The organism is Prosthecobacter fluviatilis (assembly GCF_055388355.1).
Map to the genome: position 1 here is coordinate 3591935 of NZ_AP043782.1, position 21424 is coordinate 3613358.

Annotated in this window: 17 protein-coding genes; 9 read left to right on the forward strand and 8 right to left on the reverse strand. The window is 62.4% G+C overall.

The features are described from left to right. The 3 genes from ACZ5WW_RS13910 to ACZ5WW_RS13920 all read left to right on the forward strand — a co-directional run bounded on the left by ACZ5WW_RS13910 (window position 1) and on the right by ACZ5WW_RS13920 (window position 3191). Window positions 1-1104 (forward strand): PDZ domain-containing protein, encoded by a 1104-nt coding sequence (locus ACZ5WW_RS13910; RefSeq protein ID WP_464694151.1) that lies wholly within the window; start codon window positions 1-3, stop codon window positions 1102-1104. 70 nt (window positions 1105-1174) lie between these two features. Continuing rightward, window positions 1175-2464, forward strand: a complete 1290-nt coding sequence (locus tag ACZ5WW_RS13915; protein WP_377168574.1) for an aminopeptidase P family protein — start codon at window positions 1175-1177, stop codon at window positions 2462-2464. A gap of 1 nt (window position 2465) precedes the next feature. After that, window positions 2466-3191 carry a 16S rRNA (uracil(1498)-N(3))-methyltransferase gene (locus tag ACZ5WW_RS13920; RefSeq protein ID WP_377168576.1) on the forward strand — a complete coding sequence of 242 codons (726 nt, stop codon included), beginning with the start codon at window positions 2466-2468 and terminating at the stop codon, window positions 3189-3191. Between the two features lie 933 nt (window positions 3192-4124). On the opposite strand, the gene mobA is transcribed toward ACZ5WW_RS13920, so the two are convergent. Together mobA and ACZ5WW_RS13930 are read right to left on the reverse strand one after the other, a co-directional pair. Continuing rightward, complete coding sequence (gene mobA / locus ACZ5WW_RS13925; RefSeq protein ID WP_377168578.1) at window positions 4125-4706, reverse strand: molybdenum cofactor guanylyltransferase; 582 nt, start codon at window positions 4704-4706, stop codon at window positions 4125-4127. Continuing rightward, complete coding sequence (locus tag ACZ5WW_RS13930; protein ID WP_377168580.1) at window positions 4703-5158, reverse strand: MOSC domain-containing protein; 456 nt, start codon at window positions 5156-5158, stop codon at window positions 4703-4705. Before ACZ5WW_RS13930 ends, mobA begins: the two co-directional genes overlap by 4 nt. Window positions 5159-5204: 46 nt before the next feature. On the opposite strand from ACZ5WW_RS13930, the gene ACZ5WW_RS13935 reads away from it, so the two are divergent. Continuing rightward, a complete protein-coding gene (locus ACZ5WW_RS13935; protein WP_377168582.1) occupies window positions 5205-6236 on the forward strand; it encodes a Gfo/Idh/MocA family protein in 1032 nt (343 codons plus the stop codon). Between the two features lie 363 nt (window positions 6237-6599). On the opposite strand, the gene ACZ5WW_RS13940 is transcribed toward ACZ5WW_RS13935, so the two are convergent. Then, window positions 6600-7856, reverse strand: coding sequence for a protein kinase domain-containing protein (locus ACZ5WW_RS13940; protein ID WP_464694152.1), 1257 nt, complete (start codon window positions 7854-7856; stop codon window positions 6600-6602). Between the two features lie 276 nt (window positions 7857-8132). On the opposite strand from ACZ5WW_RS13940, the gene ACZ5WW_RS13945 reads away from it, so the two are divergent. Beyond that, entirely contained in the window at window positions 8133-11129 is a 2997-nt protein-coding gene (locus ACZ5WW_RS13945) for a DUF7133 domain-containing protein (RefSeq protein ID WP_377168586.1), read from the forward strand. Between the two features lie 22 nt (window positions 11130-11151). Here the strand turns inward: ACZ5WW_RS13945 and ACZ5WW_RS13950 are convergent, their stop codons facing one another. Both ACZ5WW_RS13950 and ACZ5WW_RS13955 read right to left on the reverse strand, forming a co-directional pair. Continuing rightward, window positions 11152-11625 carry a PIN domain-containing protein gene (locus ACZ5WW_RS13950; RefSeq protein WP_377168588.1) on the reverse strand — a complete coding sequence of 158 codons (474 nt, stop codon included), beginning with the start codon at window positions 11623-11625 and terminating at the stop codon, window positions 11152-11154. Next, window positions 11622-11858, reverse strand: coding sequence for a hypothetical protein (locus tag ACZ5WW_RS13955; RefSeq protein WP_377168590.1), 237 nt, complete (start codon window positions 11856-11858; stop codon window positions 11622-11624). Before ACZ5WW_RS13955 ends, ACZ5WW_RS13950 begins: the two co-directional genes overlap by 4 nt. A 285-nt stretch (window positions 11859-12143) precedes the next feature. Here ACZ5WW_RS13955 and ACZ5WW_RS13960 point away from each other — a divergent pair, with 285 nt between their 5' ends. Continuing rightward, window positions 12144-12395: a glycine zipper domain-containing protein gene (locus tag ACZ5WW_RS13960; protein ID WP_377168592.1), complete on the forward strand. Its 252-nt coding sequence runs from the start codon at window positions 12144-12146 to the stop codon at window positions 12393-12395. 75 nt (window positions 12396-12470) lie between these two features. On the opposite strand, the gene ACZ5WW_RS13965 is transcribed toward ACZ5WW_RS13960, so the two are convergent. The 3 genes from ACZ5WW_RS13965 to ACZ5WW_RS13975 are packed head-to-tail and all read right to left on the reverse strand — an operon-like array spanning window position 12471 to window position 15900. After that, window positions 12471-13763: a tetratricopeptide repeat protein gene (locus ACZ5WW_RS13965; RefSeq protein ID WP_377168594.1), complete on the reverse strand. Its 1293-nt coding sequence runs from the start codon at window positions 13761-13763 to the stop codon at window positions 12471-12473. Between the two features lie 17 nt (window positions 13764-13780). After that, window positions 13781-15187 (reverse strand): ATP-binding protein, encoded by a 1407-nt coding sequence (locus ACZ5WW_RS13970; RefSeq protein WP_377168596.1) that lies wholly within the window; start codon window positions 15185-15187, stop codon window positions 13781-13783. Between the two features lie 47 nt (window positions 15188-15234). Then, complete coding sequence (locus ACZ5WW_RS13975; RefSeq protein WP_377168598.1) at window positions 15235-15900, reverse strand: peptidoglycan recognition protein family protein; 666 nt, start codon at window positions 15898-15900, stop codon at window positions 15235-15237. Window positions 15901-16270: 370 nt separating this feature from the next. Between ACZ5WW_RS13975 and ACZ5WW_RS13980 the strand changes: the two genes are divergently transcribed. The 3 genes from ACZ5WW_RS13980 (at window position 16271) to ACZ5WW_RS13990 (ending at window position 21420) form a co-directional block, all read left to right on the forward strand. Further along, on the forward strand, window positions 16271-17353 hold the full coding sequence (locus ACZ5WW_RS13980) for a ribonucleotide-diphosphate reductase subunit beta (RefSeq protein WP_377168600.1): 1083 nt from the start codon (window positions 16271-16273) through the stop codon (window positions 17351-17353). A gap of 137 nt (window positions 17354-17490) precedes the next feature. After that, the gene (locus ACZ5WW_RS13985) at window positions 17491-20820 is read left to right on the forward strand and encodes a ribonucleoside-diphosphate reductase subunit alpha (RefSeq protein ID WP_377168602.1); all 3330 of its coding nucleotides are present in this window, start codon (window positions 17491-17493) and stop codon (window positions 20818-20820) included. Between the two features lie 18 nt (window positions 20821-20838). Further along, entirely contained in the window at window positions 20839-21420 is a 582-nt protein-coding gene (locus ACZ5WW_RS13990) for a HEPN domain-containing protein (RefSeq protein WP_377168604.1), read from the forward strand. The last annotated feature ends 4 nt before the right edge of the window (window positions 21421-21424 follow it).

A 21424-nucleotide genomic window follows, 5' to 3' on the forward strand; every position in this document is an offset into this window, starting at 1 on the left:
ATGACCAAAGGGAAGCCAGTCACTCGCGACCGAAAGCCCGCCGCAGCTGGCGCACGGGGTGTTGGGTCATTGGTGCTGCCTCATTCCACCCTGCTCCTGCTTTTCTGCGCCGTGCTGGTGCATGCCGACCCGCCGCGTGCGCCCCTGGCGCAGGAGGACCGCACCAACGGAAAGAACACCCTGGCCGCCGTCGAAAAGCTCAGGCAGCTCACCACCGCCTGCTGCGCGAGCATCGAGAGCCCGCTGGGGCGCACCCTCTGCACCGCCACCATCGTGGGTGAGGACGGCTACGTTTTGATCAAGGCCAGCGAGGTGCCCGAACTGCAGAAAACGCGCATCAAATTCAGCGACGGGCGCTCTGCCGACCTGCGCGAGGTGCACCGCGACACGAGGCTGGACCTGGTGCTGGCGCAGGCCGTCGGCATCACCGGCCTGCGTACGGTTTCCTTTGGCGAGGCGCATGCCCTGACCCTGGGCCAGTGGCTGTGCAGTGTGGCCGAGGGAGGTGGGGCACCACGCATCGGCATCGTGAGCGCCAAGCCACGCAAGATTCCGGGCGAGGGGGCCGCCATGGGCATCCGCATGGACGAAAAACCCACCAAGGACGGCAAAGGCGTGCGCATTGTCGGGATCGCCAGCGAGAGCCCGGCCGAAGCCGCCGGTTTGCAGGAGGAGGACTTGCTCATCACCATCGCGGGGGAAAAGGTGGCAGCGTCCCGCCGTGTGTATGACATCATCAAAGGACGCCAGCCGGGGGAGGTCATCGACATCCGCTACCTGCGCCAAGGGAAGGAAGAAAGCTGCCGCATCCGCCTCGCGAGCCGCACCAAGGTGCTGCACAACTGGGAGGGCGAGGACTTTGCCAATGGCGGTGTGTCCCTGCGCAGCGACAACTTTCCCGAAGTGCTCCAGCACGACATCCCGCTGCTCCCCACCGACATGGGCGGCCCCGTGGCCACGCTGGAGGGCAAGGTGGTGGGCATCAACATCGCCCGCGTGGACCGCGTGACCACCTTTGCCCTGCCGGTGGAAGCCTTCTGGACGGAAGCCAGGCAGTGGATCCAGGCCGACCGGCATCCGCCGAAGGCGGTGCCTGCGAAATAATGTGGTGCATGAAGCGGGGCTGCGTGCAACTTCGGCTCCAGCGGCAGGCGGGACGCCTGCCCTAACTCCTATGCGCTACCAACCCCTGCCAGCCGAACTGTTTGCCTCGAACCGTGAGCATCTGTATGCGAAGCTGCCGCCAAGGTCGCTCGTGATTGTGCATGCCAATGACGTGCTGCCGACGAATGCGGACGGCTCGCTGAGCTTCATCCAGAACAGCGACCAGTTTTACCTGAGCGGCATCGACCAGGAGGAGACGATTCTGGTGCTGTTCCCTGACGCTGCGGACCCGAAGCAGCGGGAGATGCTGTTTGTGCGGGAGACGAACGAGCACATCGCCGTATGGGAGGGCGAGAAGCTGACCAAGGAGCAGGCGAAGGAGCGCAGCGGCATCGCGCGCGTGCACTGGCTGGAGGATTTTGAACTGCAGTTCCGCAGCGTGATGTGCCAGGCGGACCATGTGTTTCTCAACTCGAACGAGCACACCCGCGCCACCATCCCCACGGAGACACGGGAGATGCGCTTCACGCGGCGCTGCCAGCATGAGTACCCGCTGCACCGCTACCACCGCCTGGCGCAGCTGATGCACGAGCTGCGCGTGATCAAGAGCCCGCATGAAATCACGGCGCTGAACGAGGCCATCCGCATCACGGGAGACGGCTTCAATCGTCTGCTGAAGTTTGTGAAGCCGGGGGTGCATGAGTTTGAGATCGAGGCGGAGCTTTGCCATGAGTTCATCCGCCAGCGTGCGCGCGGCTTTGCGTACACGCCGATCATCGCCACCGGGGCCAACGCCTGCGTGCTGCACTACATCACCAACCACTGCCAGTGCCAGGACGGCGACATGCTGCTGCTGGATGTGGCGGCGAACTACGGCAACTACAACGCCGACCTGACGCGCACGATCCCGGTGAACGGCAAGTTCACCCCGCGCCAGCGCCAGGTCTATGACGCGGTGCTGCGCGTCTTTAAAGAGTGCTGCAGGATCCTGCGCCCGGGTGTCATCATCCGCGAGTACCAGGAGCAGGTGGGCAGGATGATGGAGCAGGAGCTGCTGGGGCTGGGCCTGATCACGCCCGAAGACGTGGCCAAGCAGGACCCCGAAAGGCCGGCGTACAAGAAATACTTTCCCCATGGCACGTCCCACCCGCTGGGCATCGACGTGCATGATGTGGGCCACATGTGGAAGCCGGTGCAGGCAGGCATGGTCTTCACCGTGGAGCCCGGCATCTACATCCGCGAGGAGAAGCTGGGCGTGCGACTGGAAAACAACATCTTCATCGGCGAGAAGGAAAACATCGACCTCATGGCGCACATCCCCATCGAGGCGGATGAGATCGAGGCCCTGATGAAGCGCTGACATGTCGCTGCCGCGCTTCCATCTTCCAGCCTCCGAATGGGCCGCGCCCCACCTCACCCTGACCGGCGATGAGGCGCAGCATTGCGGCCGGGTGATGCGCAAGCAGCCGGGGGACGCCATTGAGGTCTTTGATGGCGCGGGCCGTGTGGCGGTGTGTGAGATCACGCATGTCTCCAAGGCGGAGGTGCAGGCGCGCATCGTCTCGGAGTCCAGCGTGCCGCCGTTTCAGACCTCGATTCATCTGCTGCCCGCGCTGATCAAGGCAGAGCCTTTTGAGTGGCTGCTGGAGAAGGCGGTGGAGCTGGGAGCGGCGAGTGTGCAGCCCGTCATCACGGAGCGCACGGTGATCCATCTGGATGCAGCGCAGGTGGAAAAGAAGCTGGCCAAGTGGCGGCGGCACATGATCGAGAGCGCGAAGCAGTGCCACACGCCCTTTGTGCCTGAATTGAAGGCTCCCGTTTCCTTTGCTGCCGGGGTGAAGTTTCAGGCGGACTTCAAACTCATTCCTGCGCTCAGCGAACAAACGCGCACGCTCAAACAGGCGCTGCCGGAATCAAAGCCGCAGAGCGTGGCGGTGCTGATCGGACCTGAGGGAGATTTTACGAACGAGGAAGAGGCGCAGGCTTTTGCGGCGGGGTTTGTGCCGGTGACGCTCGGGCCGCTGGTGCTGCGGGCGGAGACGGCGGGGATCGCCACGCTGGCGATTTTGGGGCATGAGCTGAGGTGAGCCAGGACATCCGGGCGGCTCAAGAAGCCAAGGGCCTCATACCACGATGCGATGAAAACGGGTCTGAAGGTGGAGGCACGAGCTGACGGAGGGGGATCATCTTGATCCCCCACCTGCAGCGTGTTCGTGGTTCTGCGAGGGCGCAGGGCGAAGCGGGAACGTGTGGGATCGGGACGATCCCACTCCGCCTGAGGCTTCGCCGCAGCGACGGAGGGGGATCATCTTGATCCCCCCACCTGCAGCGTGTTCGCGGTTCTGCGAGGGCGCTGGGCGATGCGGGAACGTGTGGGATCGGGACTATCCCACTCCGCCTGAGGCTTCGCCGCAGCGACGGAGGGGGATCATCTTGATCCCCCACCTGCAGCGTGTTCGTGGATGTGCGAGAGCGCAGGGCGATGCGGGAACGTGTGGGATCGGGACGATCCCGCTCCGCCGGAGGCTTCGCCGCAGCGACGGAGGGGGATCATCTTGATCCCCCTACCTGCAGCGTGTTCGTGGATCTGCGAGGGCGCAGGGCGATGTGGGAACGTGTGGGATCGGGACGATCCCACTCCGCCTGAGGCTTCGCCGCAGCGACGGAGGGGGATCATCTTGATCCCCCCCACCTGCAGCGTGTTCGTGGATCTGCGAGGGCGCAGGGCGCTGCGGGAGCGTGTGGGATCGGGACTATCCCACTCCGCCTGAGGCTTCGCCGCAGCGACGGAGGGGGATCATCTTGATCCCCCCACCTGCAGCGTGTTCGTGGATCTGCGAGGGCGCTGGGCGATGCGGGAACGTGTGGGATCGGGACGATCCCACTCCTCCGGAGCGCTGGCTGGCCGCATGGAATGCTGGCTTTCACCCCTGAGACCCGTTTTCAGCTGTGCGTGGTATGAGTGGTGCTGGCAATCTGCCAGCAAAGAAGGCGCATCATCTCGGGCAGGATTGCCCGAGCTACTTCAAATCCGCCGGCGTGTTCGCATTGCGGAAGAAGGGCATCTGCTCGTCTCCGAGGGCGTGCGTGATGGCCAGACCTGAGTGCACGGCGGCCTCGATGATGGGCTGGAGGGAGAGGTGTTTTTCGCCCAAAGCCTTCTGCATCAGCGGCAGCATGGCGGGGACGTAGAGACCGGCGAGGGTTTCATCTCCGTGAGGGCCACGAAAGAAGCGGCCCACCACTGGCTCCGTGTGCGGCACGAGGTGCTCGCGCAGAAAGGCGGCGGTCATCCAGGGCATGTCCACGGCCAGGACGAGCAGGGGCATCTGCACGCGCTCCAGACAGCGGGAGATGGCGCCGAGCGGGCCCTCATCCACGCCTGCGGGGTCGTGCACCATCTCGACGCCCTCGCTGGGGCTCACGTAGAGGGGCTGATCGCTGCGGCAGGAAAGCAGCACACGGGCGGCGCCGATGGACTGCAGCTTGTGCAATTGTGCCTGCCAGAGATCCTGCCCATGCCAGTGGAGCAGGGCTTTGTCCTGTTTCATCCGGGTGGAGCGACCACCGGCGAGCAATACGGCGGCGAAGGGCGTGTTCATGATTTGCGGAGGATTCCGTCACTCAAAATCTTGGCTCGCAGGCCGCCGTGGCCTTTGAGCGCGGCTTCAGCGCCTTCGGCAAAGGCCTGGTTCATCCAGTGGCAGGGCGCGGCCTCCTGGGTGCCGAGGAAGCGGACACCCTGCACTTCAAACTCGGTGCCGATGAGCGTGTTGAGGTCGATGCCCTTGGTGATGATGTTGCGGCGGAAGGCGGAGGGGGGCACGCCCATGACGCTGAACTGCTCGCAGAGGCGCTCGTACTGCTCGTGCTCAAAGAAGGTGACCTGCCCTTTGAAGTCCTCCTTCCAGCCGAAATAGCGGTCGCCGCGCAGGCCCTTGCCGGTCACGCATTCCACCTCGGGCACCTCGGTCATCGGCGTGGTGCCGGGGGGAAGGCCGTGATGGCCCACATAGATGTGCTCGGGGGAGATGAAGATGTGCAGGATTTGCATGCGTGGCTTGGATGTTGGGTCCAACGTGCTCTTCATTCATACGACCATGAGCGCAACAGAGCAACCCATCCGCATCGGCATCATTGGCGCCGGTGGCATCGTCAAATCCCGTCACATGCCCGGCCTGCGGGCCATCCCCGGCGTGCAGATCACGCGGGTGACGAACCGCAGCCTGGCGAGCGCTGAGGCTTTCTGCCAGGAATTCGCGCCGGAGGCCAAACCCGTGGAACGGTGGGAGGAGGTGGCGTCGAGCGACGAGGTGGATGTGGTCTGGATCGGCACGCACCCCTACATGCATGCGGAGATGACGTGCTACGCGCTGCAGCATGGGAAGCACGTCTTTACCCAGGCGCGCATGGCGGCCTCCCTGCCGGAGGCGAACCAGATGTGGGAGGCGTCCATGCGCTACCCGGAGCTCGTGACGGCCATCTGCCCGGCCCCCCAGGGCATGCATGGGGGGGAGCTGGTGAAGAAGCTGCTGGCGGAAGGAGCCATCGGCACGCCGCACCAGGTGCTGCTGCACAGCTTCAATGATGCCTGGCTGGATGCGGCGATGCCCGCGCACTGGCGGCAGCAGTCCGACTTGAGCGGCATTCAAATCCTCACGCTGGGCATCTACACCGAGGTGCTGCAGCAGTGGCTCGGCCACATCGTGGAGGTGGAGGCACGCGGCAATGTGGTGATCCCGGAGCGTGCGGGCGTGGAGGTGGACATCCCGGACTTTGTGCATGTGATGGCGAAATTCCGCAGCGGCATCGAGGCCACGATGCTCTTCAGCGGCGTGGCGGCCCATGCGCCGACGGACAAGCTGTGGATCTTTGGCTCCGAAGGCACGCTGAGCTATGACTTTGCCACGGATGACCTGCAGCTCGGCAAGCGCGGCGGCAAAATGGAGTCTGTGACGGTGCCCACGGAACTGCAACGCACCTGGACGGTGGAGCGGGATTTCATTGCCGCCGTGCGCGACGCCAAAGCCCCGCGCCCCCGCCCAGACTTCGTCGAAGGCATGAACTACATGCGCGTGGTGCACGGCGTGTGGCAGGCCATGGAAAACCAAGCGGCGGTGCGCGTGGTGTGAAACGGATTTTGTAGGTTGGGAGTGTTTGGCGCGCTGCGTGCACTCAATCACCTGAATGCCCCTGCGCCAAACCGCCCGACTGCGAGGACGTTCGTACGCCATGGCGTTTGCCGCACGCTGATGGACGGGCGGGCTGTCGCCACACCCATCCTACGTTCTGGCGCGGCGCTCTGGGCGTAGGTTGGGTGTGTTTGGCGGATGATGCCTTCTCAATCATAGGAAGGCCGCTTCGCCAAACCGCCCGACCCCCAGGACGTCCGTACGCCATGGGGCTTGCCGCACGCTGATGGACGGGCCCATTCTTCGCACTGCGTGCTTCGAAGGGCACACGCGCTGTCGCCACACCCATCTTACGGGCTGAGATCACGCCACGCGCCTCCGTCCCACGGCCAGCACGCCATTGACGATCTGCAGCAGGCCTTCCACATGGTAGGGCTTGGGCAGGGCGGCGGCAAAGCCGTAGGCGCCGCAGTCCCTCATCACGGGGTCGTCCCGGTAGCCGGAGGAGACGATGGCGAGGATCTGCGGGTCCATGCGGCGGAGGTAGAGCATCGTCTCCCGGCCGCACATGCCGTCGGGGATGGTGAGGTCGAGGATGGCCAGATCGTAGGGCTGCCCGTGGTGCATGGCCTCCTGGTAGAGGCGCAGGGTGTCCTTTCCGTCTCCGGTTTCGACGACTTCATAGCCTGCCTTTTCCAGGGCGCGGCGCATGAGATCGCGCACCATGAGGTCGTCCTCCAGCAGGAGGATGCGTCCGGCGGAGGGTTTGGCGGCTGGCAGCGGCCGGCTGGAGGGAGGGAGCACCGGAACCAGAGCCTGCTCGATCATGCGCCGCATGTCTCCCATGGACTGGTAGCGATGCTCACGGTCTGTCATCAGCGCCCGGACGATGACGGCATCCAGGCGGGGGTCCAGACCATGCACCAGCGTCGAAGGCGGCTGCCAGGAGCCGCGTGGCAGGGCCCCGGTGAGCATCTGGTACATCAGCACGCCGAAGGCATAGATGTCGGCACGGTGGTCGACCTCGCGGTGGGCGTTGAACTGCTCCGGCGCGGCATACTCCGGCGTGCCCATGACCATGTGCGTTTCGGTGACCATCGAAGGCGCGCGCATGACGTCCTTGGCGAGGCCAAAGTCGGTGATCTTCACCTCACCCTGGCGTGTGAGCATGATGTTGGCGGGCTTGACGTCCCGGTGGACGATGCCCTTGGAGTGTGCGTATTCGAGGCCTGCGGAGATCTGCGGCAGAAGCTGCAAGGCCAGCTCGGGCGTCATGCGTCCGGTGCGCATGATCTCGCCGAGATCGGTGCCGTCCACGAACTCCATGACGAAGAACAGAAAGTCGGTGCCGATGTGACCATAGTCATAAATGGCGACGATGTTCGGGTGGTTGAGCGTGGCCATGGCCCGTGCCTCGCGGCGAAAACGGTCCTCAAAAGCAAAGTCATAACCATCTGTCACGCGCAGCACCTTGATGGCCACAGGCCGTCCAAGGCTGAGCTGAGTGCCGCGGTAGACCGTGCCCATGCCGCCGATGCCCACCTGCGCCTGCACCGAATAACGCCCAAAGGGCATCATGGCGGAGAGTTCCTGCGGGGAAGGCGGCGCAGAACGATTCACAAGAGGAGCGGCAGAGCTGCTGGTAAGTCGCATCAGTAAGGTACTGTGGCACACCTGCCAAAGGGAGCAACCTTCTTAAACCTTGGGACCTATTTAGGCTCTCCAGTCCAAACTGCCGGAATGGGAGTCCACCATGGGCAGGGGGATGATAGGTGGATTTCGCAAATAAGGGCTGAGGTGCCCGACCGGGCCTTTTTTCTGCCACACGAAAATATCGGAACCGGTGATAAGGTGGCAAGAAAGCACCGCCGCTCCGTTTGTTAATCCATTCCGCCCATGAACACGCGTCTTTTCCTTCTCCTGCTCGGCAGTTCCGCGCTCGCCGCTGATCCTAACGTCAAGCCCGACGCTGTGGCAGGCAACGAGGCGGTGAAGAAGATCATGGAAACCCGCGCCGGACGCGGGGTGATGCGCGACGACACGCCACCGACACCGCCGCAAGAGGCGCTCAAGAAATTCAAGACACGCAGCGATGTGGTGATCGACCTCATGGCCGCCGAGCCGGTGGTGGAGCAGCCGCTGTATGCGAGCTGGGACTCCAAAGGCCGCATGTGGGTGGTGCAGTACCGCCAGTATCAGTTTCCCGCCGGGCTGAAGATCATCAGCTATGACCAGCACCTGCGCGCCAAGTTTGACAAGGTGCCGCTGCCGCCGCCACGGGGTGAAAAGGGCGCGGACAAGATCACCGTCTTTGAAGACACGGATGGAGACGGCTTTTTTGACAAGCACGAGGACGTCATCACCGGCCTGAACATCGCCAGCGCCGCGCTGCATGGCATGGGCCGCATCTGGGTGCTGAATCCGCCGTACCTGCTCAGCTACGCGGATGCCGACTTTGACGCGAAGCCGGACACTGACACACCCGAGGTGGAGCTGAGCGGCTTTGGCCTGGAGGACACGCACAGCGTGGCCACGAATCTGCAATGGGGCATGGACGGCTGGCTCTACGGGGCCAACGGCAGCACCACCACCGGGAACGTCAGCAGCGCCAACACCAAGAACGTGAAGTGGGAGGGGCAGTGCATCTGGCGCTACCACCCGATCAAGAAGACCTTTGAAATTTACGCCGAGGGCGGCGGCAACACCTTCAGCCTGGACATCGACAGCAAGGGCCGCCTCTTCTCCGGCACGAATGGTGCCACGCGCGGCATGCACTACGAGCAGGGCAGCTACGGCATCAAAGGCTGGGGCAAGCACGGCCCGCTGACCAATCCGTATGCCTTCGGCTGGTTTGAGCACATGAACCATCAAGGCGACAACAAACGCTTCCCGCAGGCCTTCACGGTGTATGAAGGCGGCCTGCTGGGCAGCGCCTACGAAGGCAAAATCATCGCCCCGAACGCGCTACAAAACCTCGTGTATGTGAGCGAGCGCATCCCGGAAGGCTCCACCTTCCGCACCAAGGACGAGGAAAACCTGCTCAGCACTCCGGACCGCTGGTTCCGCCCCGTGTGGGCCGGTGTGGGCCCGGACGGCGGCTTCTACATGGCCGACTGGTACGACACGCGCCTCAGCCATGTGAGCCCCATCGACGACTGGCACAAGACCAGCGGCCGCATCTACCGTGTGCGGCCTGCGGCAGGTGCGCCGAAGCTGAAGCCGTTTGATCTGAGCAAAGCCAGCGGGGATGAACTGCTCGGTTATTTGAGCCATCCGAACGAGTGGTTCCGCAAGCAGGCCATTCACGAAATCGCCTGGCGTCACCTCACCGATCTGGGTCCCAAGCTCAAGGCCATGCCGCAGACTCTCGAAACCCTGTGGGCTCTTGATGCTCTGGGTCTGGCCGACGAGCTGCCCTTCACCAGCAGCGATCCCTACATCCGCCGCTGGTGCGTGAAGATGGTGGGAGAAGAAAACCGCGATGTGGACGGCTTGCTGAAGGAAGCCAAGACCGAGAAGCACCCTGAAGTGCGCGCTCAGATCCTCGCCACCGCCAAGAAGCTCCCCGCGAAGAGTGCCCTGCCCCTCCTCTGGGCTGGCGATGCGGAAGATGTCAGCGGCCACCTGCCCCTGCTCGCGTGGTGGGCACTGGAGTCGAAGGCGGAAAAAGAGCGCGCAGAGGTGTTCGCCTTCCTCAAATCCGACAGCGCCTTTCTCAAGACCTCCCTCTTCCGCGACAACCTCGCCGAGAAGCTCTCCAAACGCTATGCGCTGGCGGGTGGCGAGGAGAACCTGCAATCCTGCGCGGATCTGCTCGCGCTGACGAATGATGACGCCCTGCGCGGCAAGTTCATCGCCGGCATTGCCTCCGCCTTTGAAGGCGCGGAGATGCCGAAGCTGCCGGAGTCGCTCACGAAGGCGCTCAACGACTACATGGCGAAGCAGAGCGGCGGCGATCTCACGCTCGCACTGCGCAGCGGCAGCGCAGATGCGCTGAAAAGCGCGCTGAAGCTGCTGGAAGACAAGAAGGCCAGCAACACGGCACGCATCGCCATCGCCAAGACTCTGGCGGAGCTCGGCAAGCAGGAGGCGGTGATGCCGATGGTGAACATCCTGAAAGCCACGAACCCGCCGGGCCTCAAGCGCGGCATCCTGCAGGCAGCAGCCAAGTTTGACGACAAGCGCATCCCCGAGGCGCTGCTGCTGGGCTGGGAAGGCCAGATCGCAGGCGACAAGGCGCTGCGTGAGGACGCCTTGCGTGTGATGGCCGGCCGCAAGGAGTGGGCTCAAATTCTGGTGAGCTTTGTGAACGAATGGAAGATCCCCGCCAAGCAGTTCACGGTGGACATCGTGCGCCAGCTCAGCCTGCACAAAGATGCCGAGATCGACGCCGCCATCGACAAGCACTGGAAGGGCCTGCTGGCCACCGGCCCCACGCCGGAGAAAAAGAAGGAGTCCGAGCGCATCAAGGCGGTGGTGAAGACCGGCCTGGGAGATCCCGAGAAAGGCAAGATCCAGTTCATGGCCCGCTGCGCCGTGTGCCACACCCTGTTTGGCGAAGGCGGCAAGATCGGCCCCGACCTCACCGGCTATGACCGCACCAACGCCGACTTCTGGCTGGACAACCTCTTCATGCCCAGCATGGAAATCCGCGAAGGTTTCGGCGCCTACATCGTGAAAACGAAGGGCGGCCAGATCCTCACCGGCCTCATGGACGCACAGGACGCCAGCGGCATCGTCCTCAAGGACATGGCCGGCAACAAAACCGCCTTCAAGCAGGCCGATATCGAGAAGCTCGAAGCCTCCCCCATCTCCCTCATGCCCGAAGGCCTCACCACCGGCATGAGCGACGCGGATCTGAAGGACTTCTTTGCGTATCTGATGAAGAAGTGATCTGAGCGGCAGGTTTAATCCATCACTGAAGATCAGGAACTCGCAGGCCTTCCAAAGCGGCGAGTTCGAGTGCCTTGACGTCAAAGCTCCAAAACGTATCACATCCCAGCAGCAGCGCGAAAGACACGTGCAGGAGATCATAGGTGCGATATCCATGGGCTGCGGTGTGACGCAGTGACAGTTCTTCAAATTTTTCTTTCAGCCGAGAACAGGGCACCAGAGCTGGGCGCAAAAACTGCCCGGCGCTCAATGCATCACGAAATTCCTGCTGCGCGGCACCGGCAAATTCAGAAGTCACCCGAAGTCGCCCCTCCGTTCGAGCGACAAAAACACAGCGCTGAAAGGCGTTGATCAACTCCAGCTCCGTAAGCCAGGTCACCGGCAAGGGTGCGGCCCCCTGCAACGCGGCATCCTTTGCCCAGCCTCTGGCTTTCTCAGCGCCTTCAAGCTCCAGGTAGAGGCGGGTAAAATAGTTGGTGTCCGCGTAAGGAGTCATGCAGCAGCATCTTCCCCGGCCAGCCAGCGGTCCAGGCCTGCGGTCTGCTCGGCCGTCCAGCGTGGCATGCCTAGAGAGTGCAGCCGCCCCCAGTATGCCTCAAAATCAGGAACCTGCATTTCAGCGGCAGGCAGGTGGGTCGCGGCATCCAAATCCATCATAGCGTCCAAAAAGCGTCGCTGCTCGGCCGGGGGCAGAGCCTTGACTTGAAGCAATAGATCACGGGCGCTCACGGCTTAAAGATACCAGAGCGGGAACGCCTCACAAGCCCCATTTCCCGGCATGAGCGACGCGGATCTGAAGGACTTCTTTGCGTATCTGATGAGAAAGTAAGGCTGCCGCCGGAGGCCTGCCATGGATGAACCGCGTGCCGAATGCGGATCGTGCAACATGCCCGATGCGAGATTGCAAATTGCCCGGATTTTGAGGCGGTTTGCGCGGCTCTCCCCAGTGAAAGCGGGGTGGCACGTGTTTTGCAAAGTGTATGGGCGGCGAAAACAACGCCATCCTAACACACCATGAAACTCAAAGTCCTCCCCCTCATTTCGATGCTGGCCGTCTCGGCGCTTTCCTCCTGCGCCACCGGACCCAACGCGCAGCAAGGCTCAGTGATCGGCGCCCTCGGCGGCGCGGCTGCGGGCGGCATCATCGGCAACCAGAGCGGTCGCGGCCTTGAAGGCGCAGCGATTGGCGCAGGCCTCGGTGCGGTGGCAGGCAACGCCATCGGCAACTCGAAGGACCAGCGCAACGGCTACTACCGCCGCTACTAAGCCAGGAGGCCCCCAGAACCAGCCCCGGTCTGCAAACCCCTGGCCGGGGCTGGTTCACCAAAGCATGGCCGGGCTTCAAACATAGAGCACGCGAAACGACCGCAACCAGGTGGTCACCACACCAATGAGCAGCGAAGCAGTGCCCGCCCAGCCCGCAAAGGGCAGACCGGCGTCTGCCAGCACAGCAGTGCCGAAATAAAGAGCCCCGACCCCGGACACTGCAGCTGCCACGCCATAGACAAGGCGGCCCACGTGATGGTGATTGGTAAACGCAGCGGCATTGGCCACCGAAGCGAAAAGACAGGCAAGCGCCACCACCCCAGACTCCGGCACATGGCAGGCGTAGCCGAGAAGAAGCACCGACAGGGAGAGGAAGATCAGACCGCCCACCACGACACCCTCCCAGTATTCACGCGGCTTGAGCGCCTGACGGGCAAAGCGGTCCATGGTGACAAAAAAGCTGCTCAGCCCCCGTGCCAGATGTGACCAGAGCGCAAAGACGAGCCATGTGCCGATGACCACATCGGCCCAAAAAGGCGCGACGGTTTCCAAATAACCGCTGAGCATCCGGTAGGCAATGAAGCCGCCCAGCATGATGGCACTCTGCCGGCCTTCCGTGAACTGGTTCATCCAATGGCAGAAGCGCAGGTTGGCGCGGTAAATCCATGACCGCGCACGGAAGGACTCGATGAGCCCCAGGCGCGCGTTTTCATTCATGGGGTTCAGCCGCAGGGCTTCAAGAAAGTGCTCGTTGGCTTTTTTATGGTCCCCCTGCATCACGGCCATCCATCCGGCACTGGCATGCGCGCTGTCGTCTTCGGCGTTGCGCTGCAGCTGGTATTTGATGAGCTCCTGGTTGTCGCCGTCCTTCTTCTGCAGCAGCAGCGCGGCGGAGAGCACCTCGGCGGCCATGGTGTTCTCCGTGTCCAGCGCCAGCGCGGCGCGGGCGGCGGCCTCGGCCTTCGGGTAATCACGCAGGCGCAGGTGCAGGCGTGAGAGCACGGCGTGGCTGAAGTCGCTGTCGGGATCGAGATTCACCGCCTCCTCGGCCTGCTGCAGCGCGTCTTTGATGGCCGCCGTCTGGCCGTCCCTGGCGTTCGCGTTCAAAGCAAGCGCCAGCACGCTGCGGGCGAAGGCATTTTCCGGCTCAAGCGCCACGGCGCGCCGCGCGGCGTCGATGGACTTCGGCGCGGTGTCCTCCTCCTGCATCCAGCACAGCGCCAGCATGATGAAGCTGGTCGTGTGGTGTGCATCCAGCGCGAGCGCCTGCTGATAGCAGGAGATGGCATCCTGAATGCGGTGCTGGGTCTGCAGCAGGCGGCCGCGGGCAAAGGCGGCATCTGGGGAGGGATGAAAGTCGTCAGACATGCGGAGCGCCGGGTGGTTCAGCGCTTCATGAGGCCGAGGTGCTTGAGCACATCATCGTAGAAGCCGCTCTGATTGGAGTACATGGCGTAGTTTTTGGCGCTCTCAAACCACGCCTTGGTGGTGGCCTTGTGGCGGCCTGCGGCTTTGATGAGGTCCTTGGTCGTCAGCGGGATGACCTTGCCGGTGCGCATGACTTCGTTCATCACGTCCTCGGTGGCGATGTCAAAGACCGCCTTCAGGTCGGCACCGGAGAAGCCCTCGGTCTTTTTGGCCAGTGCACGGGGATCGAGCTCGCCGATGGGTTTTTTCTGCGCCATGACCTCGATGATGGCCGCGCGTCCGGCCTCGTCAGGCGGGGGGACAAACAGCGTGCGGTCAAAGCGGCCCGGGCGGCGGAAGGCGGGGTCGATGTGCCAGGGGGCATTCGTGGCACCGATGATGAGCACGCCGTCGTTGCTGGACTCTGCGCCATCCATCTCCGAGAGGAAGGCGTTGATGAGATTGCGGCCGGCGCTCTGGCGCAGATCGCGGCGGTCGGCGGCCAGAGCATCCACCTCGTCAAAGAAGAGGATGGTGGGCGCATTCTGGCGGGCCAGCTCAAAGACCTCGTGCATGTTTTTCTCCGAGCCGCCAATCCACATGTCGAGGATCTGGTGCAGGCCCAAGGCGATGAAGTTGGCCTTGATCTCGCCGGCGGTGGCCTTGCTGATGAGCGTCTTGCCCACGCCGGGCGGGCCGTAAAGGAGGACGCCGCCGCCCACTTTTTTGTCGTAGGCCTTGAAGAGCTCCGCGTGCTGCAGCGGGTAGATGATCTTCATGCGGATCTCTTCTTTCAGCGCCTCCATGCCGCCCACGCCGGAGAAATCGAGCTGCGGTTTGCCGAAATCCGCCAGCCCGAGGTCAAAGGCGGCACCGCCGCGCGGGTGGCCGTCATCGTCATCCTGATCCTCTTTGACGGATTCGATGAAGGTGCCGCTGGAGGTCATGGCGCCACGCTTGCGGCCCGCCGTGTCATCACTGGAGGGCTTGACGCTGTGCAGATCCTTCTCGATGCCGGGGTCTGCGAGGGAGCTGTTCAGGGCCACGCCTTTGTCATACATGGCTTTGGCCTTGGGCAGGTCCCCCTCGGTGATGTGAATGCGCGCCAGCAGCAGGTAGGCGGCGGCGCAGGAGGGTGTGTCTGAGATGATCTGCTCCGCACGCACCGCCGCCTGCGAGGTCTTGCCATTGAGCAACGCCACACGGGCCAGGCCCAGCCGGGCCTCGGCGTGCGCGGGGTCCTCCTTCAGCACGCGCTGAAAGCTCTGCTCCGCCTCCTCCAGCAGCCCCTCGTCCAGGCAGGCCTCCGCAAAGAGCATGAGCAGCGGGGCATTGTCTGGGGAGTGCTGGAGCGCCAGGCGCAGGGCATCGAGGTTTTGAGGCATGCGGCAGACTCAGCGTGGGGTGTTTGCCGTGGCAAGACAATTTAAGCTCACAATGCGCGGCGATAGGCGGCGATCCTGTTCAGAAAGGCCTGCCACTTCGCACCCGGGCGCCCACGGTCCATGAGGAAGTGCGGGCAGTTCTTGTGGCCGAGATTGCGGTGGTCATCGTGCCGGATCATGAGCCAGTGCTGGTGCGGCACCACGTGATTGAGCGGAATGTTGTACTCCCTCATGAGCCAGGCCACGAGGCGTGCGGTCTTGTCCAGCGTACGGCTGCGGTCATTGCCGCGGTTTTCGCACATCTCGATGCCGATGGAGGTGCGGTTTCCGGGGCCGTCGTAGTCGGCGTGCTCGCCGCGCTCGTTCACCGGCATGCTTTGGTAGATGGAATGATCATCCACAGTGAAATGCCAGCCGATGTAGCCTATCGCATTATGCCGACCTTTGATGGCCCCGGTTTTGAGCATCTGGGCGTGAGCCCTGGCACCACAGCCACGGGCGTAGTTTTCCGTGGCGTGGATGGTGATGTAGGTGGGCCGCATGGGCCGGTACTGCCTGCGTGCGTAACGCCCGCTGGGTATCAGGTCCACCGTGACGCCCGGCGGCGGGTTGCTGACGCTGTTTTGTGGAACATTGAGCACCGAGCAGGAGCTCAGCAGCAGGGCCAGCGGCAGGCAGCAGGCCATGTAACGGAACAGGAGATGGCAGGGCATGGGGCGGGGGCTAAGCAGGTTGTGTGACAAAATCCCCCCTGTGTCGGCTTTCCCAGCGAGATTTCAGATGTTTTTTAGCTTTCCCTGCACGATTCCTGCGCCGAGCGGCAGGAGTGACAAAATTCTCATTTCTGCTCATCACGCTAGGCATTTTGACGCCGGAAAAATTTTTTCGCCGTGGAACGCTTGAATCTGCGCTGTGAAACGCATTTCGGCACAATGGCTGGGAAAAAGATCTCGCCAGAACACAATATCTTGTGCATGATCCGCCTCGGCCTCCGCCAGATCTGGTATTTATGATGCTAGTCGGATGCTCAGTCATTTTCGCGAAAAATCAAATTAACACCCTTCACTCTGCAACGAATTCGTCATGGAAAAGACCTACAAGATTGGCAACCGGGAATTCCCACTCGATCAAGATAAAGCCGAGGCCGCCTACGCAGCCAAGAAGGTGATCAATGGCCGCAAGAGCATGACCTTCAACCTCCTGCCGCTGAAGTACCAGTGGGCGTACGACCTATACCGCATCATGAAGGCCAACCATTGGGAGCCTGAAGACATCCAGATGCAGAAGGACGTAGAACAATGGCGCTCTAATGACATTTCCCAGAACGAGCGCTGGATCATCATGATGGGCATCGGCTATTTCAGCGCCGCCGAGGGCATCGTAGGTGACAATGTGCAGCATGTGGTGCGCGAACTGGTGACCGCCCCCGAACTGAAGCTCGTCCTGGGCCGCCATGCTCATGAGGAGAACATCCATGCGGATTCCCTGCTGTACATGATTTCCTCCCTGGGCATCAACCCCCATGAGTGCGAGGCCATGTTTGAGCAGATCCCGACGATCGTGAAGAAGAACGAGTTCGTCACCAAGCACTCCAACAACCTGCGCCGCGACCTGGACCTGACCAAGCTGGAGAACAAGCAGCTGCTGGCGAAGAACATCTTCGTCTTTGGCCAGTGCATGGAGGGCACGCAGTTCTACGGCCTCTTTGGCATGATCCTGAGCCTGTACCGCCAGAACAAGTTCCCCGGCATCGGCCAGATGTTCCGCTACACGCTGCGCGATGAGTCGAACCACATCGAAGTCTTCCGCAATCTGTTCATGGACCTCATCGAGGAAAACCCGGACATCTGGACCGCAGAGTTCCGCGAGGAGCTGACCAACATCATGCGCGAAGGCGTGGCGCTGGAGAAGGAATTCATCCGTGACTGCCTGCCGGTGAACGCCGTGGGCCTGAGCGCCGAAGAATTCGAGCGCTACACCGACTACATCGCCGACCGTCGTCTGGACGGCTGCGGCCTCCCGGCGCTGAACCCGGGCATCACCAACCCGCTGCCATGGCTGGCGGAGCTGATGGACATCAAGAAGGAGCAAAATTTCTTTGAGGGCAAGGTGACCGACTACCAGAAGGCCTCTGCGCTCGAAGTCTGCTCTGACGACGATCTTTAATATTTCTTCAAGATCCCATATTTCCAATTGATGGCCGGTTTCCCGCTGAGTTTTTGCGGCGGGGACACCTGCCTTCCCCCCTCTCCTTTTCCGCCCCCGCCACCCTCCTCCACAACCACTAGCCTGGACCTCCCGCCATGACCCATGCCCACGACCTGCTCAAAGAAGACAAAGAGCTCAAGCGCTACGCCCACCACACGCCCAAGGAAGACAAGCCCCAGTTTGAATGGAGCGCGCTGACCGCAGGCGTGGCGGGCATTCCCCTGAAGACGGCCACCAAGGTGAGGATCGGCAGCAGCGAGCGTGATTTCGACGTCGGTGAAATCGCCGACACGGTGGGCAATGCGATCACCGACCTGCTGCTGGCACGCCAGCGCCAGAGCGAGATCTTCAATGATTCCAACCGCCAGCTGGTGCAGGCCATTTCACGCGCGGTGGCGGAGGAGGTGGCCCAGCGCACGACGGACAATGGCAGCGAGGGCTCGATGCTGAGCACCAAGGAGATCTATCAGGTCATTGAGCAGGCGCTGGTGCGCCACAACGCCCACGACGTGGCCCGCAGCCTGGCCGAGCGCCGCAAACGCACCGAAACCCTGGCCAACTCCGACGCCAACGACGCCGGCGCCCTCCAGCCCATCATGGTCACCACCAAAGTCATCCGCCGCAACGGCCAGCTCGTGCCCTGGAACCACAACAAGATCGAGATCGCCGTGCGCAAGGCCTTCCTCTCCCTGGAGATGGACTCCACGCCGGCCGTGCAGATCGCCGAGGCCGTGAGCCGCGCCATCATCAATGACGGCAAGCAGTTCATGCACATCGAGGACGTGCAGAATCTCGTGGAAGAGGAGCTCATGAAGCAGGGCTTCTTCAAAGTGGCCCGCGCCTACATCCAGTACCGCGCGCTGCGCTCCACCATGCGCAGCGGAGAAGAGCAGGCCGCCGCCATCGCAGACGAGCAGGAGTCCGACCAGCAGCAGACCCTCATCCTCGTGCGTGCGTCCCCCACGGAGACCTTCCTCTGGGACGGCCAGGACCTCAAGCGCCGCATCGACTTCGCCAGCCTGGGCCTGGACCTCTGCCTCAGCCGTGGCGAGATCGAGATGGAGCTGCGCCGCTCCATCTTCAGCGACATCACCGTCGAGGCTCTGAAGACCACCATCATCCTCAATTCTCGCACGCTCATGGAGAAGGACGCCGACTTCGCGAAGTTCGCCGGCCGCATGCTCCTCACCTACATCTATGAAGAAGTGCTCGGCTGGAGCATCGTGGACCACGGCATCGAGCAGCTGCCAAACTTCCACCGCCGCGGCTTCCGCAAGAACCTGGCCCGTGGCATCGAGATCGAGCGTCTGCACCCGCAGCTCCTCAAGTACGACCTCGACAAGATCGCCGACGCTCTGGATCCCGCTGCGGACATGGACTTCGACTTCCTCGGCATCCAGACCCTCTATGACCGCTACCTGATCGTGGACAAGAAGGTCAAGCCCTCCAAGCGCCTCGAAACCCCGCAGCTCTTCTGGATGCGCGTGGCCATGGGCCTCTGCGTGCAGGAAAAGGAAAACGCCGAGGAGAAGATCATCGCCCTCTACCGCCTGTACAAAGGCCGCCGCTTCTGCTCCAGCACCCCGACGCTCTTCAACAGCGGCACGATGCACAGCCAGCTCTCCTCCTGCTACCTCTACAAGGTGGACGACAGCATCGAGTCCATCATGCAGCGCGGCATCGCCGACAACGCCTACCTCTCCAAGTGGGCGGGCGGCCTTGGCGGCTCCTGGACGGCGGTGCGCGGCACCGGCGGCTACATCAAGGGCACCAACGGCGAAAGCCAGGGCGTCATCCCCTTCCTCAAGCTGCACAATGACCAGCTCATCGCGGTGAACCAGGGCGGCAAGCGCCGCGGCTCCGGCTGCGCCTACCTCGAAGTCTGGCACAACGACATCGAGGACTTCCTCCAGCTCCGTGTGAACACCGGCGACGAACGCCGCCGCACGCACGACCTGAACACCGCCAACTGGGTGCCTGACCTCTTCATGAAGCGCATGGAGAACCGCCAGAAGTGGACGCTCTTCCGCGCCAACGAAACGCCGGACCTGCACGAGCTCTACGGCAGCGCCTTTGAAAAACGCTACCTCGAATACGAGGAGATGGCCGCCAAGGGCAAGATCTTTGGCCGCAGCATGGAGGCGCTGGACCTCTGGAAGAAGATGCTCAAGTCCATCTTTGAAACCGGCCACCCCTGGATCACCTTCAAGGACCCCTGCAACGTGCGCAGCCCGCAGGACCACGTGGGCGTCATCCACAGCTCCAATCTCTGCACCGAGATCACGCTCAACACGAGCTTTGAGGAAACCGCCGTGTGCAACCTGGGCTCCGTGCTGATCGACAACCACCTCGACGACAACGGCAACATCGACCACGCCAAGCTGCGCGAGACCATCCGCGTGGCCGTGCGCATGCTCGACAACGTCATCGACATCAACTACTACCCCACCGAGTCCGCCAAGACCGCCAACAGCCGCCATCGCCCCATCGGTCTCGGCGTCATGGGCCTCGGCTACGCGCTCTACCGCAAAGGCCTGCCCTTCGCCTCCAAGGAAGCCGTGGAGTTCAACGACGAGTTCATGGAAGCCGTGGCCTACTACGCCTATGAGGCCAGCAGCGACCTCGCCGGCGAGAAAGGCACCTACTCCACCTACAAAGGCAGCAAGTGGGACCGCGGCCTCCTGCCGCAGGACACCGTCGATCTCCTCGCCAAAGAGCGCGGCCTCGACATCGACGTCCCCCGTGGCGGCAAGATGGACTGGTCCGGCCTGCGTGCCAAGATCGCCAAGAACGGCATGCGCAACAGCAACGTGCTCGCCATCGCCCCCACCGCCACCATCTCGAACATCATGGGCTCCAGCCCCTGCATCGAGCCCCTCTTCACCAACTTCTACACCAAGAGCAACCTCTCCGGCGACTTCATGGTGCTGAACCCCTACCTGGTGAAGGACCTCAAGAAGCGCGGCCTCTGGAACCCCGAGATCCAGGCCAAGATCAAGTACACCGACGGCGAGCTCGAAAGCATCGAGGAAATCCCCGTCGATCTGAAGCGCAAGTACGCCACCGCCTTCGGCATCGACTGGGCCTGGCTGCTCGACGCCGCCGCGCGTCGTCAGAAGTGGATCGATCAGTCCCAGAGCGTGAACCTCTTCTGCGGCGAGAGCGCCATGCAGACCCTCTCCCACATGTACCGCGCCGCCTGGCGCAAGGGGCTCAAGACCACCTACTACCTGCGCACCCGCAGCGCCTCCAACATCGAAAAAGCCACCAGCGAAGTCGAGAAGGAGAAGCGCGGCATCGTCGCCAGCCACCAAGCTGCCGTCGCCGCCACCGCAGCCGCCGCCAAGCAATACACCGCCGAAGAAGTCATGGCCTGCTCGATTGAGGCGATGAGGAATGGCGGGACGTGTGAGGCGTGCCAGTAGGGGGCGCGTTCGATAGCCATGCACACATCAGGTCCAGTTTTCGACAAGCAAACGCCGGTTTGCTTGTTGTTAACGGCCGGTAGCTTTTATGACTGTGCCAGGCTCTGCCGAGCAGCCAGCGAAGGCAATGGAGAACTATTAAAATTCATTCCAGATCATAAAAGCTATTTACGACCTGCAATATATGCGACTGCATGTCGGGCAATTGAACTTGCATTGAAAGCTTATCTCAGAGCAGCTGGAGACACAGAAAAACAGTTCCGCAAAAAGGGAGGAGCGAACGGCCATGATTTGATTCAGCTGTATGAGGCAGCCATCACATCTGGCATGAATCGGCTCTCATTGTCTCCAAAGGATAAGTCCGATTTTCAGGAACTGAGCGAAAGATATCACGGGAAAGATTTCGACTATCCTGATGTGACCAGCAGCAGAGGTGCGCCGTCTTTAGATTTCGCCATCAGGATTGCGAAGGAGGCGATCGTCTCCGTTGAACCGTTCTGTCGTGCCAATGACAACAGACACCTCAATCAGCTTTCAGCAGACGTAGGTTTTGAGGCGAAGCGGAATCAAAAGGTGAAAAAGACGGCTCAAAAAATTTAGGCTC